The 17009-nt window shown below is 67.1% G+C and carries 18 protein-coding genes and 1 riboswitch; of the genes, 7 read left to right on the top strand and 11 right to left on the bottom strand.

What is annotated here, in order from left to right:
• Nucleotides 1-193 precede the first annotated feature (193 nt).
• Nucleotides 194-700: an ATP-binding protein gene (locus tag INP52_RS03840; protein WP_269747175.1), complete on the bottom strand. Its 507-nt coding sequence runs from the start codon at nt 698-700 to the stop codon at nt 194-196.
• 277 nt (nt 701-977) lie between these two features.
• Here INP52_RS03840 and INP52_RS03835 point away from each other — a divergent pair, with 277 nt between their 5' ends.
• The 6 genes from INP52_RS03835 (at nt 978) to INP52_RS03815 (ending at nt 6079) form a co-directional block, all read left to right on the top strand.
• The gene (locus tag INP52_RS03835; protein ID WP_194372555.1) at nt 978-2123 is read left to right on the top strand and encodes a site-specific integrase; all 1146 of its coding nucleotides are present in this window, start codon (nt 978-980) and stop codon (nt 2121-2123) included.
• Nucleotides 2120-2908: a tyrosine-type recombinase/integrase gene (locus tag INP52_RS10075; RefSeq protein ID WP_332307369.1), complete on the top strand. Its 789-nt coding sequence runs from the start codon at nt 2120-2122 to the stop codon at nt 2906-2908. Before INP52_RS03835 ends, INP52_RS10075 begins: the two co-directional genes overlap by 4 nt.
• On the top strand, nt 2905-3069 hold the full coding sequence (locus INP52_RS10070; RefSeq protein WP_332307368.1) for a hypothetical protein: 165 nt from the start codon (nt 2905-2907) through the stop codon (nt 3067-3069). The genes INP52_RS10075 and INP52_RS10070 overlap by 4 nt, the downstream gene beginning before the upstream one ends.
• Nucleotides 3066-4079: a tyrosine-type recombinase/integrase gene (locus INP52_RS03825; protein WP_194372553.1), complete on the top strand. Its 1014-nt coding sequence runs from the start codon at nt 3066-3068 to the stop codon at nt 4077-4079. Before INP52_RS10070 ends, INP52_RS03825 begins: the two co-directional genes overlap by 4 nt.
• A 126-nt stretch (nt 4080-4205) precedes the next feature.
• A complete protein-coding gene (locus INP52_RS03820; RefSeq protein WP_194372552.1) occupies nt 4206-4616 on the top strand; it encodes an ATP-binding protein in 411 nt (136 codons plus the stop codon).
• A gap of 296 nt (nt 4617-4912) precedes the next feature.
• A complete protein-coding gene (locus tag INP52_RS03815) occupies nt 4913-6079 on the top strand; it encodes a M20 metallopeptidase family protein (RefSeq protein ID WP_194372551.1) in 1167 nt (388 codons plus the stop codon).
• Between the two features lie 25 nt (nt 6080-6104).
• On the opposite strand, the gene dapD is transcribed toward INP52_RS03815, so the two are convergent.
• From dapD to INP52_RS03765, 10 genes are all read right to left on the bottom strand, one after another.
• Nucleotides 6105-6899 (bottom strand): 2,3,4,5-tetrahydropyridine-2,6-dicarboxylate N-acetyltransferase, encoded by a 795-nt coding sequence (gene dapD / locus INP52_RS03810; protein WP_228478411.1) that lies wholly within the window; start codon nt 6897-6899, stop codon nt 6105-6107.
• An 11-nt stretch (nt 6900-6910) separates the two neighbouring features.
• A complete protein-coding gene (gene dapB, locus INP52_RS03805; RefSeq protein ID WP_228478410.1) occupies nt 6911-7693 on the bottom strand; it encodes a 4-hydroxy-tetrahydrodipicolinate reductase in 783 nt (260 codons plus the stop codon).
• Nucleotides 7686-8576 (bottom strand): 4-hydroxy-tetrahydrodipicolinate synthase, encoded by an 891-nt coding sequence (gene dapA / locus INP52_RS03800; protein ID WP_194372550.1) that lies wholly within the window; start codon nt 8574-8576, stop codon nt 7686-7688. The genes dapB and dapA overlap by 8 nt, the downstream gene beginning before the upstream one ends.
• Nucleotides 8577-8646: 70 nt before the next feature.
• Nucleotides 8647-10002, bottom strand: a complete 1356-nt coding sequence (locus tag INP52_RS03795; RefSeq protein ID WP_228478409.1) for a diaminopimelate decarboxylase family protein — start codon at nt 10000-10002, stop codon at nt 8647-8649.
• A 74-nt stretch (nt 10003-10076) separates the two neighbouring features.
• Nucleotides 10077-10250: riboswitch (Lysine riboswitch) on the bottom strand.
• Nucleotides 10251-10501: 251 nt separating this feature from the next.
• Nucleotides 10502-11692, bottom strand: coding sequence for a M20 metallopeptidase family protein (locus INP52_RS03790; protein ID WP_194372549.1), 1191 nt, complete (start codon nt 11690-11692; stop codon nt 10502-10504).
• Between the two features lie 61 nt (nt 11693-11753).
• The gene (locus INP52_RS03785; protein WP_194372547.1) at nt 11754-12038 is read right to left on the bottom strand and encodes a hypothetical protein; all 285 of its coding nucleotides are present in this window, start codon (nt 12036-12038) and stop codon (nt 11754-11756) included.
• A 91-nt stretch (nt 12039-12129) separates the two neighbouring features.
• On the bottom strand, nt 12130-12951 hold the full coding sequence (locus INP52_RS03780; RefSeq protein WP_194372545.1) for an ABC transporter ATP-binding protein: 822 nt from the start codon (nt 12949-12951) through the stop codon (nt 12130-12132).
• Nucleotides 12948-14003: an ABC transporter permease gene (locus INP52_RS03775; protein ID WP_194372543.1), complete on the bottom strand. Its 1056-nt coding sequence runs from the start codon at nt 14001-14003 to the stop codon at nt 12948-12950. Before INP52_RS03775 ends, INP52_RS03780 begins: the two co-directional genes overlap by 4 nt.
• 11 nt (nt 14004-14014) lie before the next feature.
• Nucleotides 14015-15109, bottom strand: coding sequence for an ABC transporter substrate-binding protein (locus INP52_RS03770; protein ID WP_194372541.1), 1095 nt, complete (start codon nt 15107-15109; stop codon nt 14015-14017).
• 437 nt (nt 15110-15546) lie between these two features.
• Nucleotides 15547-16707 (bottom strand): CobW family GTP-binding protein, encoded by a 1161-nt coding sequence (locus INP52_RS03765; protein ID WP_194372539.1) that lies wholly within the window; start codon nt 16705-16707, stop codon nt 15547-15549.
• Between the two features lie 196 nt (nt 16708-16903).
• On the opposite strand from INP52_RS03765, the gene INP52_RS10065 reads away from it, so the two are divergent.
• Nucleotides 16904-16993: a type II toxin-antitoxin system RelE family toxin gene (locus INP52_RS10065; RefSeq protein WP_332307367.1), complete on the top strand. Its 90-nt coding sequence runs from the start codon at nt 16904-16906 to the stop codon at nt 16991-16993.
• Nucleotides 16994-17009: the final 16 nt, after the last annotated feature.

Raw genomic sequence — 17009 nt, 5'->3', positions numbered from 1 at the left:
AAACTGCGTGGCCCAGGTCAGCATGCGAGTCAACAAGCTCAAGGCCTATCGAGATTCCGAAATCAGAAAGCAACTGGTTGCCGCTGCACAGGGGACTGCTGTCAGCGTCAGCCAGCAGGTCAGCAACTCCAACGAAGTTAGTATCGCGGTAACGCTTAGCCAGACCGTCGAGCGTATCGATGAAGTCGAAGGGCTAAGCGACAAGGAGAGATACGCCCTGAAAGGCATGTTGGTCGAGGCTGATCAGTCCACCCATAAAGGCAAAGACGAGACCGGGAAGAAGGTTGGGAAAGTGAGCACCCCCGTCCTGCATCAGCGCGTGGGTGACTCGATGCGGCTCGCCTCGGAACTGGAGAAGCCGTCCGTGGTGCACCACCCTGTCGATGACGGCCGCGGCCATCTGGTCGTCGCCGAAGACCGAGCCCCACCGGCTGAACTCGAGGTTTGTCGTGAAGACGACGGACTGCCTCTCGTAGGCGTTCGAGACCACCTGGAAGAGGAGCCTCGCGCCGTCCGTGTCGAGCGGCAGGAACCCAAGCTCGTCGATGACGAGGAGCCCTGCCCTGCCCACCTGGTTGGGCTCACGGTCGAGCCTCCCGTCGTCACGGGCACGGCGGAGCCTCATGACGAGGGACGATGCGGTGAAGAACCTGGCCTCGACGTCGGACTGGCAGCACGCCATGCAGAGCGCCGAGGCCATGCGCGTCTTCCCGTTATGGAAAGTTTTCCATAACGGGAATTATGCGGGCAAACGGATTATGTTGAGGAATGGGCCGTCGCCGCAGGTCGAGCGATCGCGACAGCCCTGTTCCTTTGCATAACCCAGGAATCCCCCTACGTTGTATCCGTCTGCTTTCACGACAACGACAGGAGGATCAACGGCAGATCACACCGAACTGGAGGCTCTGGCCTCCGCCGTCCTCGCGGAGATGGCACGGCTTCGCTATTCCGAGACCACGGTCACCGGGTTCAGGAGGATGTTCAATGCGTACGTCAGGCACGCGAACGGTTGCGGCATCGAGGGGTTCACGGAGATGGATGCGGTCGCCTACCTGAACTCGAGGTTCGGCGTGGCTCTCGAACACCTCTATCAGTCAAATCCCGGCGGCACGTATCTGAAGGCCTGGCTGAGGGCCATGCGCACGCTCATGGAGTACGAGGGGTGCGGCTGCATCTGCAAGCGCATGCCGGGCGACCTCGGGAGGACCGAGCTTCCACCGGGACTCCAGGGGCTGCTGGACTCGTTCGACGAGACGAGCAGACGCAACGGCCTGTCGGAATCGACCGTCTACTCTCGCAACGGTCGCATCAAGCACTTCCTGCTCTTCCTCGCGTCGGGGGGCGGCGTGGATGCCTCCTGCATCAGGGACTCGTCTGCCCATGACTACATCCTCACGAAGGCGTCGAACCACGCCAAGTCGGTCAAGTCCGTACTCACCGCCATCAGGTGCTTCTACCGGCATCTCTGCCTCGAGGGCCTGGTGGCGGGCGATCTGACCGGTACGGTCCCGAGCCCCAGGCCCTGCTACGTACCCGAGCTCCCGGTGGTCCGGGAGAGGGAGGACGTGGAGGCCCTCATGTCGAGCATAGACAGGGGCAACCCCGTCGGGCGCCGGGACTACGCGATGCTGCTCATGGTCGCGAGACTGGGACTTCGCGCATTCGACATCAAGTCGATACGCGTGTCCGGCCTCGACTGGGAGACGCGGACCATGTCGATCGTGCGGCACAAGACGGGAAACCCGCTCGAGCTCCCCCTGCTCGACGACGTCGGACGGGCGGTCATCGACTACCTCAGGCACGGACGGCCGGAGGGTGCGGGATGCCCGGAGCTATTCGTCCGACAGGTCGCGCCGTTCGAGCCGTTCACGGACACGAGCAACCTCACGTACATACTGAGCAAGCGCGCGAGGGCCGCCGGGGTGAAGGTCCCGGGCGACCGCAGAACGCTGCACTCGCTTCGACACGCTCTGGCGAGACGCCTCCTCGAACGGCAGGTCCCGCTGGAGGACATCTCACGGATACTGGGACACGTCAGCAAGCGCACCACCAGCATCTACCTGCGCATGGATGTCGAATCGCTCGCCATGTGCCCTCTCGACCCAGAGGCGGTGGCACGATGACGGCGTTCGCTGACGTCACCGCGTCGTACATGGCCGAGAAACGCGCGGTCGGCTTCAGGCTGGAGAAGGGTGATGCCGCCATGCGCCGCATCGCCGCGCTGCGCTCCGAGTTGGGCTGCAGGCAGGACGAGCTGCCCAGGGAACTCGTCGAAGCGTGGACGGCCCGACGCCCCGGCGAGGCGGAGGCCACGAGGCTCCGCAGGATGGGCCAGATACGCGGTCTGGGCGAGTACATGGCGCGCATGGGTTACGATGCCTGGGTCATGCCGGGCAGACAGGGATACGCGGACCGCGGATCGTACGATCCTTACATCTTCACCGACGGCGAGCTCGCGTCTTTGTTCGAGGAGGCCGACGAGCTCTCAGGATCCGATCCCGCATGTCGACGGGCCCAGATGGCGCCGATCATAAGGCTCCTCTGCTCGTCGGGGCTGCGTTCCGGGGAGGCATGCGCCCTCGGCAAGGCGGACGTCGACCTCGATGCGGGCGCTCTCACCGTCAGGCATGCGAAGAACGACAGGGGCAGGTTCGCTCCCATCCACCGCTCCCTGGCGTCCCGCATGCGGACGTTCTCGAACGCCGCCTCGACAGGGCATCCGCAGTATGGGATGCACGGCCTGTTCTGGTCGCTGCCCGAGGGGGGGCCATGTCCACCAGCTCCGTCTATGGATTCTTCCGCCAGGCCCTCTGGGACGCAGGCATATCGCACGGGGGTCGCGGCAAGGGACCGAGGGTCCACGACCTCCGCTTCACCTTCGCCTGCCACCGGCTCCGCGCATGGGTGAGGGAGGGGGCCGACGCCAACGCCCTCATGCCGGTCCTCGCCACCTACATGGGGCATGCCGACACCCGGTGCACGGAGTATTACCTCCGGCTCACCGCCGAGCTCCATCCCGGCATGGTCGCCCAGGTCGAGCGCGAGTGCGGGTGGGTGGTGCCGTCATGAGCGAGAGAGCGGACTTCGCCCGCTACGTGACCGCCTACCTCGGCCTTCATCTGCCGGGACAGCGAAACCTCAGCACGAACACCATCGCATCCTACAGGGACGCGTTCAGGCTGCTCATATCGTATCTCGGCGAACGGGGGAAGAGGCCGGAGAGGCTGTCCATGGACGATCTCGGGAGGGACACGGTCGAGGGGTTCATGGCCTGGCTCACGGCACGCGGGTGCTCCGACAGCACGGCGAACCAACGACTGTGCGCGATCAAGGCATTCGTGAACTACGTCAAGGCCGAGGATCCGGCGAGACTGCTTCAGCATCAGCAGGTTCTGGCGATAAGACAGCGAAAGAAGGCCCCGGCGCCCATGGTCCTCCCGGGGCGCGGGGGCGTCGCCGCGATCCTCGCCCGTCCCGACGCATCCACGGCGAGGGGTCGCCGGGACATGGTCCTGCTGACGATGCTCTACGACAGCGGGGCCAGGGTCTCAGAACTGTGCGGCATCACGCTCCGCGATGTCCGCCTCGATGACCCCGCCACCGTCACGCTCATGGGGAAGGGTCGCAGGGTCAGGGTCGTTCCCCTGATGAGCGCGACCGCAGGACTTCTGAGACGGTACATCGACGAGACATGCTCTCGTCCCGATGCGTCGGACCTGGACGGGCCGCTGTTCCCGAACTCCCGTGGCGACCGTCTGACCAGGGCCGGCGTCGCCGATATCGTCGCCCGTCACGCAAGGGGCGCCAGGGAGTCGGGAGCGTCCGTCCCCGATGGGATCTCGCCCCACTCCCTCAGGCACCAGAGGGCCGTCGACCTGTTGGAATCCGGTGTCAACCTCGTATATATCAGGGATCTGCTCGGCCACAGGAGCGTGATCACGACGGAGATCTACGCGACCGTCAGCGTCGCGCGAAGGCGGAAGCTGCTCGAAGAGGCCGCAACCGCCCCCAAGACACGGGACTACCCCGACTGGTCGGAGGACAGGGATCTGATGTCGTGGCTGAAGAGCCTGTGCTAAGAAGGTTATGCAAAGGAACAGGGCTGTCGCGATCGCTCGACCTGCGGCGACAGCCCATTCCTCAACATAATCCGTTTGCCCGCATAATTCCCGTTATGGAAAACTTTCCATAACGGGAAGACGCGCATGGCCTCGGCGCTCTGCATGGCGTGCTGCCAGTCCGACGTCGAGGCCAGGTTCTTCACCGCATCGTCCCTCGTCATGAGGCTCCGCCGTGCCCGTGACGACGGGAGGCTCGACCGTGAGCCCAACCAGGTGGGCAGGGCAGGGCTCCTCGTCATCGACGAGCTTGGGTTCCTGCCGCTCGACACGGACGGCGCGAGGCTCCTCTTCCAGGTGGTCTCGAACGCCTACGAGAGGCAGTCCGTCGTCTTCACGACAAACCTCGAGTTCAGCCGGTGGGGCTCGGTCTTCGGCGACGACCAGATGGCCGCGGCCGTCATCGACAGGGTGGTGCACCACGGACGGCTTCTCCGGTTCCGAGGCGAGCCGCATCGAGTCACCCACGCGCTGATGCAGGACGGGGGTGCTCAATAAGCTGCCCGGCACTCTTGCGATATCTGCTCAGAAACTGATGCGATTTCTGCTCAAGTGCTATTGACTCAACACACCCACTGCGGACGGCGGTGCCCTGTCCCGCCTCTCCGACAGGCTGGACTCCCGCGAGGGGCGAGGGGCGGGTCAGCGTCCCGCGCGGGGGCGCGCGGCCGCCCGCAGGGAGACGACGGGCCCCGGTGTCTGACGACGGGGCCGTGACCTATACTCTTTCCCACGCCCGGGGCCCGCGGCGAGAGCGCGGCGGGCCCGTCATCCCCAAGAACCCGGAGGCGCCCATGGACGCACAGCAAGCCGAAGCCGCGCGCACCCCGCCAGACGCGAGCCTTCTTCGGGGGTGGCGCCGCGACCTGCACCGCATCCCCGAGTGCGGCTTCGACCTCCCCGAGACCCTCGCCTACGTCCGCAGCGTCCTGGGGGGCCTCGTACGGGACTCCCCCGCGGGCAGGGAGGGCACCCTCGGCGTTCTCGAGCCCTCGCGGGGCTGCATCTGCGCGTACTTCGACCGCGGCGGCGCGCCGGCCACGGCGTTTCGCGCCGACTTCGACGCCCTCCCCATCACAGAGCGGACCGGGGCGCCCTACGCCTCCACCCACCCCGGCCGCATGCACGCCTGCGGCCACGACGGCCACGCGGCGATGCTCCTGGGCCTCGCCCGGCGCCTCGCGCTCGACCCCCAGAGGCTTCGCCGGGGCGCGCTGCTCGTGTTCCAGCCGGCCGAGGAGGCGCAGGGCGGCTCCCTCAGCGTCTGCGAGAGCGGCGTCCTGGAGCGCTGCGGCGTGGACCGCATGTTCGGCATGCACCTCTGGCCCGGCCTGGCCGCCGGGGCCGTAGCCTCCCGGCCGGGCACGCTCTTCGCGGCCGGCAACGAGGTGGACGTGGGCTTCTCGGGCACGCCCGTCCACATAGCCCGACACGAGGAGGGCGCCGACGCCCTCGCGGCGGCCGCCCGGTTCCTCACGGAGGTCTATCGCGCGGTCGACGGGCTCGCCCGCGAGGAGCCCCTCGTCCTGCGGTTCGGCTGCGGGCGCGCGGGCCAGGTGCGCAACCAGGTAGCCGGCGAGGCGGTCCTCTCGGGGTCGCTCAGGACCCTCTCGTCAGACATGCGCGCTCGCGCGATGGACGAGGTCCGTCGCGTCGCACGCGAGCAGGCCGCGGCGCTGGGCTGCACGGAGCGCGTCGGCTTCTCGGAGGGAAACCCCACCGTGAGCAACGACGCCGGCCTGCTCGAGGTCGCGCGCGGGGCCCTCCCCGCCCTCGCAGACGTCAAGGAGCCCACCTACACGACGGACGACTTCGCCTGGTACCAGCGGCGCATGCCCGGCGCCTACCTGCTGCTGGGCGCGGGGACGCAGACCCCCCTGCACTCGGACCGGTTCGACTTCGACGAGTCGGTGCTCGCGGTGGGGCTCGACGCCCTCGAGAGGCTCGCGCTCCTCCCCTAAGCCCGCCCGCGCGGGGCGCGGGGCCCTACAACGCGCGGAGGGCCTCCACGAGGGCGGTCTTGGAACTGGTGCGGGCGTCCTTGCGCTTAATCACGCGCGCGGGGCACCCGGCGACCACGGTCCCGGCGCCCACGTCCTCCACGACCACGGCGCCCGCGGCGACCACGGCCCCGGCCCCCACGCGGCACCCCTCGATGACCACCGCGTTGGCCCCCACGAGCACGTCGTCCTCCACGATGACGGGCGTGGCGCTCGCCGGCTCGACCACGCCCGCGAGCACGGCGCCCGCCCCCACGTGGCATCGCCTCCCTACGGTCGCGCGGCCGCCCAGGACGGCGCCCATGTCGATCATCGTGCCCTCGCCCACGACCGCCCCGACGTTGATGACGGCCCCCATCATGATGACGGCACCGTCGCCGATGGTGACCCGGTCGCGGATGAGGGCCCCCGGCTCGATGCGGGCGTTCACCCCCCTGAGGTCGAGCAGCGGCACAGCGGAGTTGCGGCGGTCGCAGTCGACGACCACGTCGGCCAGACGGTCCGCGTTGGCCTCGAGCAGGCCCCGGACGAGGTCCCACTCCCCCATGATCACCTTGTCGCCTGCGCCAAAGACATGCAGGTCGGAGGTATCGGCAGAGCCGTCCCCGCCGGCCGAGAGGTCGAGCGGGTCGCCCTCGGGGTCGCGCTCGCGTATCCAGGCGCGCACGGGGGTGCTCTTCTGGGCGTGCGCTATGAAGTCGATGATCTCCCGGGCGTCCATCTGGTGGGCATCAGCGCCCTGGGCGTCGCCGCTCTGTGCGTCGGTTGCGTCAGTGCTCATGGGTTCTCCCGTCAGTCGAGCATGAGGTCTTCGAAGGTGTAGAGGCCCGCCTCACGGGCTAGAAGCGCGCGGGCGGCCGCGACGGCCCCTGCGGCGAAGATGGTCCGGCTCGTCGCGCGGTGCGTGAACTCAACTTCCTCGTCGGTGCCAAAAAAGCAGACCGTGTGCGTACCCGCGACGGTCCCCCCGCGCAGCGAGTGCATACCCACCTCGTGCGCGGGCCGGGGTCCCACGACCCCCTCGCGACCGTAGGCGACCGCGTCCAGGCCCTGGGGGTCGACGGCGTCGAGCAGGGCCTTTGCGGTCCCGGAGGGCGCGTCGACCTTCTGGTTGTGGTGGGTCTCCACGATCTCGACGTCAAATCCCGACAGCGCGCGGGCAGCCTCGGCCACGAGCCTACGCAGGACGGCCACGCCAAGCGAGAAGTTGGACGCGTGGACCACCCGCGCGACCTCGCCGAGCGCGCGCACCTCACCCATCTGCGCAGCATCGAGCCCGGTCGTGCCCGAGACCAGGGCCGCCCCCGTGCGTCGCACGTAGGCCGCGACGTGTGCGAGCGCCTCTGGCGCGGAGAAGTCGATCACCAGGTCCGCGGGCGCAAGTCCCTCGTCCAGCTCGCCCACGTCCGCCGAGGACAGCGTGGCGACCCGCTCGAAGCCGTCTTCCTTGTCAATAAGCTCTCCCACGAGCGCGCCCATGCGCCCCGCGCCCACGACGACGACCCTCGCGGGGGCCGCGGCCCCCGCCGCCCTCTCAGATGCGACGTCGCCCGTCGCCAAGCCGGCGCTAGCCAACGAGACCAGCCCCCTCGAGCGCGGCAGTGAGGCGGGCGTCGCCCGCGTCGGAGAGGGGCCACAGCGGCTGGCGCCAGACGGGCTCCATCATGCCCATCTTGGCAAGGGCGGCCTTCACGGGTATGGGGTTGACCTCGCAGAACAGCGCATGCACGAGCTCGAGGTTTTGGAGCTGCACCGCGCGCGCCCGCGCGACGTCTCCGACCAGAAACGCGGCGCACAGGTCGTGGACGGTCGCAGGCGCCACGTTCGCCCAGACGGAGATGACGCCGCTCGCGCCGAGCGACATCAGCGGCACGACGATGTCGTCGTTGCCGGAGAACATGCGGAAGTCATCCGAGAGGTAGCGCGCCACCGCCGAGGCGTACTCGATGGACCCGGAGGCCTCCTTGAGGGCCCAGGCGTTGGGGTGTTTAGCCAGGCGCTCGACGTTTCTCTCGGAGATGGAGCAGCCCGTGCGTCCCGGGATGTTGTAGAGCACGCAGGGCACGCCGACGCGGTCGAGCACGTACAGGAGGTGCTGGTAGATTCCCTCCTCGTTGGACTTGTTGTAGTACGGCGTGATGAGCAGCAGGCCGTCGCAGCCCGCCTTGACGAGCATCTCGGCCTTGCGCATGGACTCGGCGGTGGAGTTGGAGCCCGCACCGCCGATCACGGGCACGCGGCCGCCCACGCGCTCGACCACGCAGCGCGCCACGGCGACGTCCTCCTCGTCGGTCATCGTGGAGGACTCCCCGGTGGTGCCCAGCACCAAAAGACCGTCGGTGCCGTGGGAGAGCTGGAAGTCGACGAGCCGCTCCAGGGCGGCGAAGTCGACCGAACCGTCCGAGGAGAACGGGGTGACGAGGGCGGTGATGGAGCCGGTGAGATGGGACATGTCCATGGTGGTTCCTCCAGGTGTGACGTGGGTGACGGGTCAAAGGCGGGCTGGGGCAGGAGGCGCGACCGGGCGGCTAGGCGTCGGGCGGGCGCGCCTCCTCGAGCTTTCGTCTGACCCTCTCCCCGAGGGCACCCACCTCGACGGTGACGAAGTAGTCCTCGGGGGTCTCCGCGCGGCGGACGAGCTCGACGTGGCCGTCCTCGTGCAGGAGGAGCTCCGCCGAGCGGAGCCGGCCGTTGTAGTTGTAGCCCATGGAGCGGCCATGGGCTCCCGCGTCGTGAACGAACAGCAGGTCGCCAATGTGAACCTGGGGCAGAGGACGGTCGCGGGCAAACTGGTCGGAGTTCTCGCAGAGCCCGCCGACCACGTTGTAGGTGCGCGTGGGCGCGGCCCCCTCAAAGCCCATGACGCTGATGTGGTGGTAGGCACCGTAGACGGCCGGGCGCATGAGGTCGGCGGCGCAGGCGTCCACCCCCAGGTAGTCTCGGTAGGTGACCTTCTCGTGGATGACCCTGGTCACAAGGGCGCCGCACGGGGCGAGCAGCCAGCGGCCCAGCTCCGAGAAGATCGCGACGTCGCCCATGCCGGCCGGGACGAGGACGCGCTCAAAGGCGCGGCGCACCCCCTCGCCCACGGCGGCGATGTCCACGGGACGCTCCTCGGGGCGGTAGGCCACGCCCACCCCTCCCGAGAGGTCGACGAAGGTGACGTCCACGCCCGTCTCCCGGCTCACCCGCACGGCCAGCTCGAAGAGGATCCGCGCGAGCGCGGGATAGTAGCCGTCCCCCTGGGCGTTGCTGGCGAGAAACGCGTGCAGCCCGAACTCCCTCACGCCGGCGGCGGCGAGCTCCTTGGCCGCGGCCAGGGTCTGCTCGACGGTCATGCCAAACTTGGAGTCCTCGGGCGCGCCGATGATCTGGTTGGCCGCCGCGAACGTACCGCCCGGGTTCACGCGCAGGCAGACGACGTCGGGCAGACGCCCCCCGAGCGCGTCTGCCAGGCAGGCGACCATGTCGTAGGAGTCCAGGTTGATGAGGGCGCCCATGCGATCGGCATGGACGAAGTCCGCGGGAGGCGTGTCGTTCGAGGAGAGCATCACGTTGCGGCCGATGACGCCGCAGGCGTCCGCGAGAAGGAGCTCGGTCGCGCTGGCGCAGTCGCAGCCGCAGCCGAGCTCCGCGAGGAGCGCCACGATGGCCGGGGTGGGCGTCGCCTTGACGGCGAAGTACTCCTTGAAGCCCGGGTTCCAGGCGAAGGCCTCCTGCAGGCGGCGCACGCGCTCGCGAATCAGAGCCTCGTCGTAGAGGTAGAAGGGGGTTGGGTGGCGAAGCGCCACCTTCTCGAGCTGCTCGCGCGAGACGAACGGTCGCTTGGCCCGCTCAGCCCGCGCGCCCGCCGCTTCCGTGGTGCCGTTCTCGATCGCTTCCAAAACATGCCTCCCGAGGACAAAAGACGCTGGCCGGGGCACGTGTCCCGGCCAGCGTCTCACGCGCTCGTGAGTGCCTCGCGGGTAGCGCCCCTGCGGGTGACTCCCGCAGACAGTCCTGCGAGTGTTTATCGCAGGCCCACCCCTCGCGCCGCGCCCGACGCGTGAGGTTCGGCGGAATTCGCCTCCCCGAGGGGTCACTGCCTGCCGGCTCTCCCACGGCTCTTCTTATCCGCACCTCTACCGTTCTGGCAAATCTAGTGCGCCCCATCGCTGCGCGCAAGGGCCGGCCGCCAGACGTAACACTCCGGCAATCGGCAAGGAGCGGGCGCCGCCGTCATCTCCTCCGGCTACTTTCTAGGGCCATGGCTCGAGAAGCTGTAACGCATGGGTAGGCTTCGCTACATATTTTAGATGAGGAAGCTGATTCCTAACGTGAGCTACTCAAAGGGTAAGAGTCTGCGACGCGTGCGAGAGCGCGTGCGAAAAGACGCACAGTGCCCTACCTTGCCGCCAGGTCCTCCAGCGCCGCACGCGCGATCGACGCCAGGAGGCGGGCGGCGGGCGCGAGCTGCGCCGGGTCGGCGCGAAACGTGGGCGTGTGCAGGGGCGTCGACTCCCCCACGCCCGTGTGCAGGAAGACCGTACGGGCAATCCCCTGGTACTCGGAGAAGTCCTCGCCCCCCGTCGAGGGTCCCTCCTCCACGAGGGTGAGCCCGTCCTGGGAGCGCACTACGTCGCGCACCAGCTCGGTGAGCCCGGGGTCGTTCACGACCGACGAGCAGCCGCAATACCAGTCGACGGAGGTCACGTAGCCCTCCGCCTCGAGCGCCTGGGCCCGAGCTCGGACCTCTCCCTCGACGACGGAGCGCACCGCGGTGTCGAAGGTGCGCACGGTGCCCTCGAGCTCGGCCGTCTCCGGCACGATATTCCACGTGGTCCCCGAGGTGAAGCGCGTGACGCTGAGCACCACCGGCGCAAAGGGGCTCACCACGCGGCTCGGGATGTCCTGGAGCGACCCGACGAGCCGCGCCGTCACGGGGATGGGGTCGCGGCCCAACTCGGGATGGGCGGCATGGCACCCCCTGCCGCGCACCCTGATCAGGAAGCGGTCGACCGAGGCGCTTATCGCCCCGTCGTCCACGGAGATGGAGCCGCCAGGCAGCTCAGCTGACACGTGCTCCCCAAAGAGCTCCTGCACCCCCAGCTCCTGGAGCCTCCCGGTCCCCACGACCTCGCGCGCGCCGACGCTCGTCTCCTCGGCCGGCTGGAAGAGTAGGATGACCGTTCCGGGGAGCTCGTCCCTCTGTGCAGAGAGCAGCGAGGCCGCACCGAGCAGCGCCGTGAGGTGAAAGTCATGCCCGCAGGCATGCATCCTCCCCTCGTGGTGCGACGCGTAGGCAAGCCCGCTTTGCTCCCGCAGGGGAAGGGCGTCGATGTCGGCCCTGAGGCCCACGACGGGGCCGGCGGGGTCGCCCACCACCCGGGCGAGCGCACCGGTGGGCAGGCCCAGGTCGAGCGGCTCCACCCCGTCGATGCCCCCCAGGGTCTCCCTGATCCTCTCGGTGGTCCCGACCTCCTCGAGCGCGAGCTCGGGGTTCTCGTGGAACCAGCGAAAGAGGCGCACGAGGTCTTTGGCGGACGCCCCCCTCGCCTCTGCCTTGCGGTTCCCCGCCGCGGCGCTGATGCTCATTGCACATGCTCCTTTCCAGGACGGCGCGGCACCGACCTCGCGGTGGTGCCGACAGCGCCCGTCACACGTTGTTGTTAGGGCTGCAGCAACCGGGAAGTCGGCCCTCTGACGAGGCCGTGCTTTGTCCCCCCGGGTCGTCTGCCACGGACACGGTCTCCGCGCGCGGCGCCTCGATGATCTCTGGGACCCGCCCGCGCGCGGAGAAGAGCCAGGCCCCTCCCGCGAGCGCAGCCGCGAGCGCCGCGATGACCAGGACCACGGTCAGGGCCCTCACGTGCCTGCCCCGCCTCCTGGCACAGCCCTCCGGCCCCTCTGCGGCGAGAGCTTCCCTCTCAGCGTCACTCATGTCCCTTGCTCCCTTCTGCTCGTGTTGGTCATCCTATGTCGTGGCCCCTGCGCGCGTCGCCGGCCCGCCCCGCGCGCGACAAGGTCCGATGCTAGCGTGTCGCGACGAGGCCCGCGTCATCTGCAGGGGCGGCGTCCGAGGCCTCCGCTCCCACGCCGGCCAGATGGAGCTTGTCAAGGATCCTCGTGCGCAGCGCCAGGAACCCGTCGCTCGTGCGGTCGCGGGGCCGCGCGATGTCCACCCGAATCTCCTCGGAGACCCTACCGGGGCGCGGGGTCATGAGCACGATTCGATCGCTCAGGTAGACGGCCTCATCCACGTCGTGCGTGACGAGGATCATCGTCGTGTGATTGCGCTCGCGCAGAGCAAGGAGCTTGTCCTGGAGGTCGGCGCGGGTGAAGGAGTCCAGAGCCCCCATCGGCTCGTCGAGGAGCAGGACGCGCGGGTTGTTGATGAGGCTGCGTGCAATGGCGACGCGTTGGGCCATGCCGCCACTGATCTGGTGCGGGTACGAGTCGCCGAACCCGTCCAGACCAATGAGGCGAAGGTACTCGTCCACATCGGCGCTGCGCGTGTCGTAGGTGCCCCGAGCCTTGAGGCCAAAGGCGATGTTCTGGCTTACGGTCAGCCACGGGAAGAGGCCCCCCTGCTGGAAGACGAAGCCGCGCTCGGGACTCGAGCCCGCGATGGGCTCGCCGTCGAGCAGGAGCCTGCCCTCCTGGGGGTCGTCGAGGCCGGCGATGAGACGCAGGAGCGTTGTCTTGCCGCAGCCGGAGTGGCCGATGAGAGAGACGAACTCCCCCTCCGCGACGCCGAAGGAGACGTCTTCCAGCGCGACGGTCCGTTTGTCCTCCTCGTCGTCGTAGACCCTGCCCACGTGCTCGACGCTCAGAATGCTCGCTTTGGTGCTCATGACCCGATGACCCCCTTCTGCCAGCGCAGCGCTCTGGCCTGGATGAGACCAAGCAGCTTCGTGATGAGCGAGAAGAGGATGGCCATGATGACGATTGCCGCGAACACCTTGTAGTACGTGGACCACATCTTGGCGGCGTTGATGTAGTAGCCCAGGCCGCCGGGCTGGCCCATCATCTCGGAGATGACGAGCATCACGAAGGCGTTAGCGCAGGCCGTGGTGATGCCGGTGAAGATCTGGGGCAGCGCGTGCGGGACCGAGACGTGCCAGATCCGATAGGCCTTGGACGCGCCCAGCGTGCGGGCGGCCTCGAAGTAGGTCGTAGGTGTTGACATGACGCCCGACGCGGTGCCGAAGGCTATGGGGAACCAGGCGCTGATGGAGATCAGGAACACCGCCGCCGAAAAGGGCGTGGGGAACAGCGTCAGGGCGAACGGCATCCACGCGACGGCCGGGATGATGCCGGTCATCTTGAGGACGGGATGGACCCAGTAGTACACGCGGGGGAACACGCCGATCAAGATACCCGTGCCCACGCCGAAGACGACGCCGGCGAGAAATCCCACGCTGAAGAGGCGCAGGGAGTAGAGCAGGTTCGAGAAGATGTAGGCACCCTCTATGAGGAAGGATTCGAGCACCTGCGACGGACCGGGGAAGAACGGCTGCTGGAGAAGCTGGTACTTGGTGCCGAAGACGTCCCACAGGAGCAACGCGATCCCCATCACGAAGCGAAAAGCCGACCTGTTGTCGAAGTGGAGGCGCCGGGTCTCGTTGCGCGTTGAGACGATACCCGACACCAGGTAGATAAAGGCGATGGCGAAAAGCACGATGCGATAGAGGCCGTTGCGGTTGAGCAGGAGGATCCCCACCCGATACGTGTCGAGGGGAACCGAGGAGACCTGCGGTACGAGCACGTTAGCGGCGACCGCCAGCAGGAAGCCGGCAAGTGTGAAGACGATATGACCCACGTGACGCACGAGCACGCCGTCCTTTTCCTCCACGCCCTGCTGGAAGCGGGCTTGTTCGATAGATGCGGTAGAAGCTTGTGACATTACGAGGCCTCCTAGGCAGGCTCGTCGCCGGTGTCAAGGACCGCGGAGGAGCTCTGCGCGAAGCCGTCGGGATCATCGGTCTCAAGGTAGCCGACCTGCTTGAGCTGCTCGGAGAAGTACTTCACATCATCGACGAAGTTGTGGTCACCGGCTGCGCGCTCCTCAAGGGTCGGGTACTCGTAGTGGGTGAGAAGCTCCGTGGCGAGTTCGACGTCGGTGATGGCGGAATACTGCTTGTCGGAGATGATCTGTGCCGCCTCGGCGGGGTTCTTGGCAATCCAGTCCTGCGAGAGGTGGTAGGCGTGCAGGAGGGCTCCGGCACGCTCGGGGTCCTCCTCGACCCAGGTGGCCGAGCCAAAGAGGAAGCAGCAGTACTTGTCCTTGAACGCCGGATCGGTGGCGATGTCACAGATCACCCGCAGGTCGCCGGACTTCTCCTGGATGGAGGCGACGGGGTCCCACAGCGCCGCGACGTCGATCTCACCGTTGTGGAGCGCCTCGACCTCGAGGTTCGCATCACTGTACGGTAGGAAGGTGACCTCTTCGTCAGCAGGATCCGTCGAGATACCATGGTTCTCGAGCCACAGGAGCGCGACCTGGTGCGGGGTGCCTCCGACCTCGTCGATGCCGATCTTCTTACCGCGGACGTCCTCGGCATCCTGAATCGCGGAGTCAGGCAGGACCTCGAGCTTGATGCAGCCGTTGTGCAGGCCGTCGACGACCTTCATGTTCACGCCCTGCTCGATGGAGGGGAAGAACTGGAAGTCCCCGTTGACGATAGGGATGGTGCCGTTGTTCAGGCCGATCTTGCGTGTCTCGGTATCGGCGGTGATCAGATTGACCTCGAAGCCGGCGTCGGCGAAGTATCCGTTCTCGTAGGCGATGTAGCAGGGGGCGTTGCACAACGAGCCTCCCTTGCCGGGAATGTCCACCTTGCCATACTTGTACTGGGAATCGTCGGTTGAGGAAGCGTCGGAAGCCGTGGAGTCAGCGGAGTCCGTACCGTCGTCAGAGGCAACGCTGCAGCCCGCAAGCGCGAGACCGGCACCGATGACGCTGGAGGCTTTAAGGAACTGACGGCGGGAGATCTGCAGGGAAGAGTACATCGGAGGGTTCCTTTCGTGTGGATGGGAGAAACGGATGTTTCCTCGTCTCGCGCTGAGGCGCAAGGGCACTCCGGCAATAAAAAACCGGGAGGCCAAAGAGGTCTCCCGGACAATGAACGCTACAGGCAGGCTGTCTTGAGCTAGTCTTGCCCCCGTTTGACAGTAGAAAGGGGAAGACGCACAGGAAGCCCCTCGCGGCCCAAAGCCCGGGAGCCGAGCATCCGCATCGGACACATTGCCGTACACATAGTGGCGTTGCTGCTCTGCATGGCGTTTCCCTCCCCTATTTCCTATCGCGGCGCTTGGTTTATAACCATAGCAGCGACCGGTGGCCTGTCAAGGACTTTTCTACGAGACCCCCGGAACCGAAAAAGAATGCAGCGTATTCATTCCGATGAGAGGAACTTCGCGCGTCAACGCAGCTCTCGCCACGCCCCCTACTCCGTCTCCGGCACCCACTCGGTGAGGCAGGCGTCGAGGCCGTCCGCGAGGGCCTCGGTGTCCATGTGCCGCCCGATGAAGCAGACGCGGGTCTCGCGGTCGCCGCAGACGTCGTCCCAGTCGCCCATGACCTCGGGATTGTCGGCGATGAGCTGGCGCTTGGTGTCCTCGGGCGCGGAGTCGATGAACAGCCCCCGCTCCGAGAGCGTGGTCTGACGACCGGCCTGCTCGAACAGGAAGCCCATGTCCGGGTCCTGCGCCACCCAGAGCTGGCCCTTGGCGCGAATGACCTCCTGGGGCCACGTGGTCACGAAGTCGCTGAACTTGTCGATGTCAAAGGGGCGACGCCGCTCGTAGACGAACGTTGAGATGCCGTACTCCAGCACCTCGGGGTCCTCGTGCTCCTCGGGGTGGGCCATCGCGTCGAGCCAGGAGGCGGAGTTATACGCCCTCTCGAAGTCGAAGCGATCGGTGTCCAGGAGCTGGTCCATGGGCACGTCGCCCTGGGTGGCCTCGACGATGACGGCATCGGACTGCAGGCTGCGGATGATCTCCCGGAGCTCGTCGACCTGCGCGCGCGTGACGCGGTCGACCTTGTTGAGCACGACGGTGGTGCAGAACTCGATCTGCTGGATGAGCAGGCTCTGCAGGTCGTCCTCGTCGATGTCGTCGGCGAGAAGGTCCTTGCCGCCGTTGAACTCGTCCCACATGCGCGCGCAATCCACCACGGCCACGATGTTGTCCAGATCGAGCGGGGCGCGGCTGGCGTTCTTGGTTTGGTCGCAGTAGCTCGAGATGGTGTAGGCGATGGGGATGGGCTCGCAGATGCCCGAGGCCTCGATGAAAATGTAGTCGCAGGCGCACGCAGCGGCGAACTGGCCCAGCTGGCGAGAAAGGTCATCGGACAGGGTGCAGCACAGGCAGCCGTTGGTCATGGGGATGAGGTCGCCGCCCATCTCGGACAGGCCGCCCCTGGCTATGAGGTCGGCGTCGACGTTGATCTCGCCGATGTCGTTGACGAGAACCGCCGCCCGGATGCCCTGCTCGTTGGAGAGGATGTGGTTGAGCAGCGTCGTCTTGCCGGCGCCGAGGTAGCCCGTGAGCAGGATGATCTTGATGGGCTTAGGGGTGGTCCTAGTGGTTGGTGCGATGGTCATGTGCTGCCTTTCGTTCGTACGCAAGCGTCTCGTAGGTGGTCGTCGTGCGACGCCGTCACGCGAGTAACCCGATGCTTACCGCGGGGTTCGAGTATAGGCCGCCGACACTGCCAGAAAGCGTCTCTAGTATGTGAAGCCTGTAGTTCTCCAAGAAGACAGGCACTCCGCTCGAGAATCGGGTGAATAGTGCTATCGAATGGAGGACTATCGCGTGCTTTGTGAGATTCGGGACGAGACCCTCGTGGTGCCAGCCCTTGAGATAGGCCATAGGAGCAGCGTTTATTAGGATCCGGCTTTACAAG

The sequence above is a fragment of the Thermophilibacter immobilis genome, assembly GCF_015277515.1.
Classification (GTDB): Bacteria; Actinomycetota; Coriobacteriia; order Coriobacteriales; family Atopobiaceae; genus Thermophilibacter; species Thermophilibacter immobilis.
The sequence above is the reverse complement of the archived record's forward strand: the minus strand, read 5'-3'. Positions and strand labels throughout refer to the sequence as shown.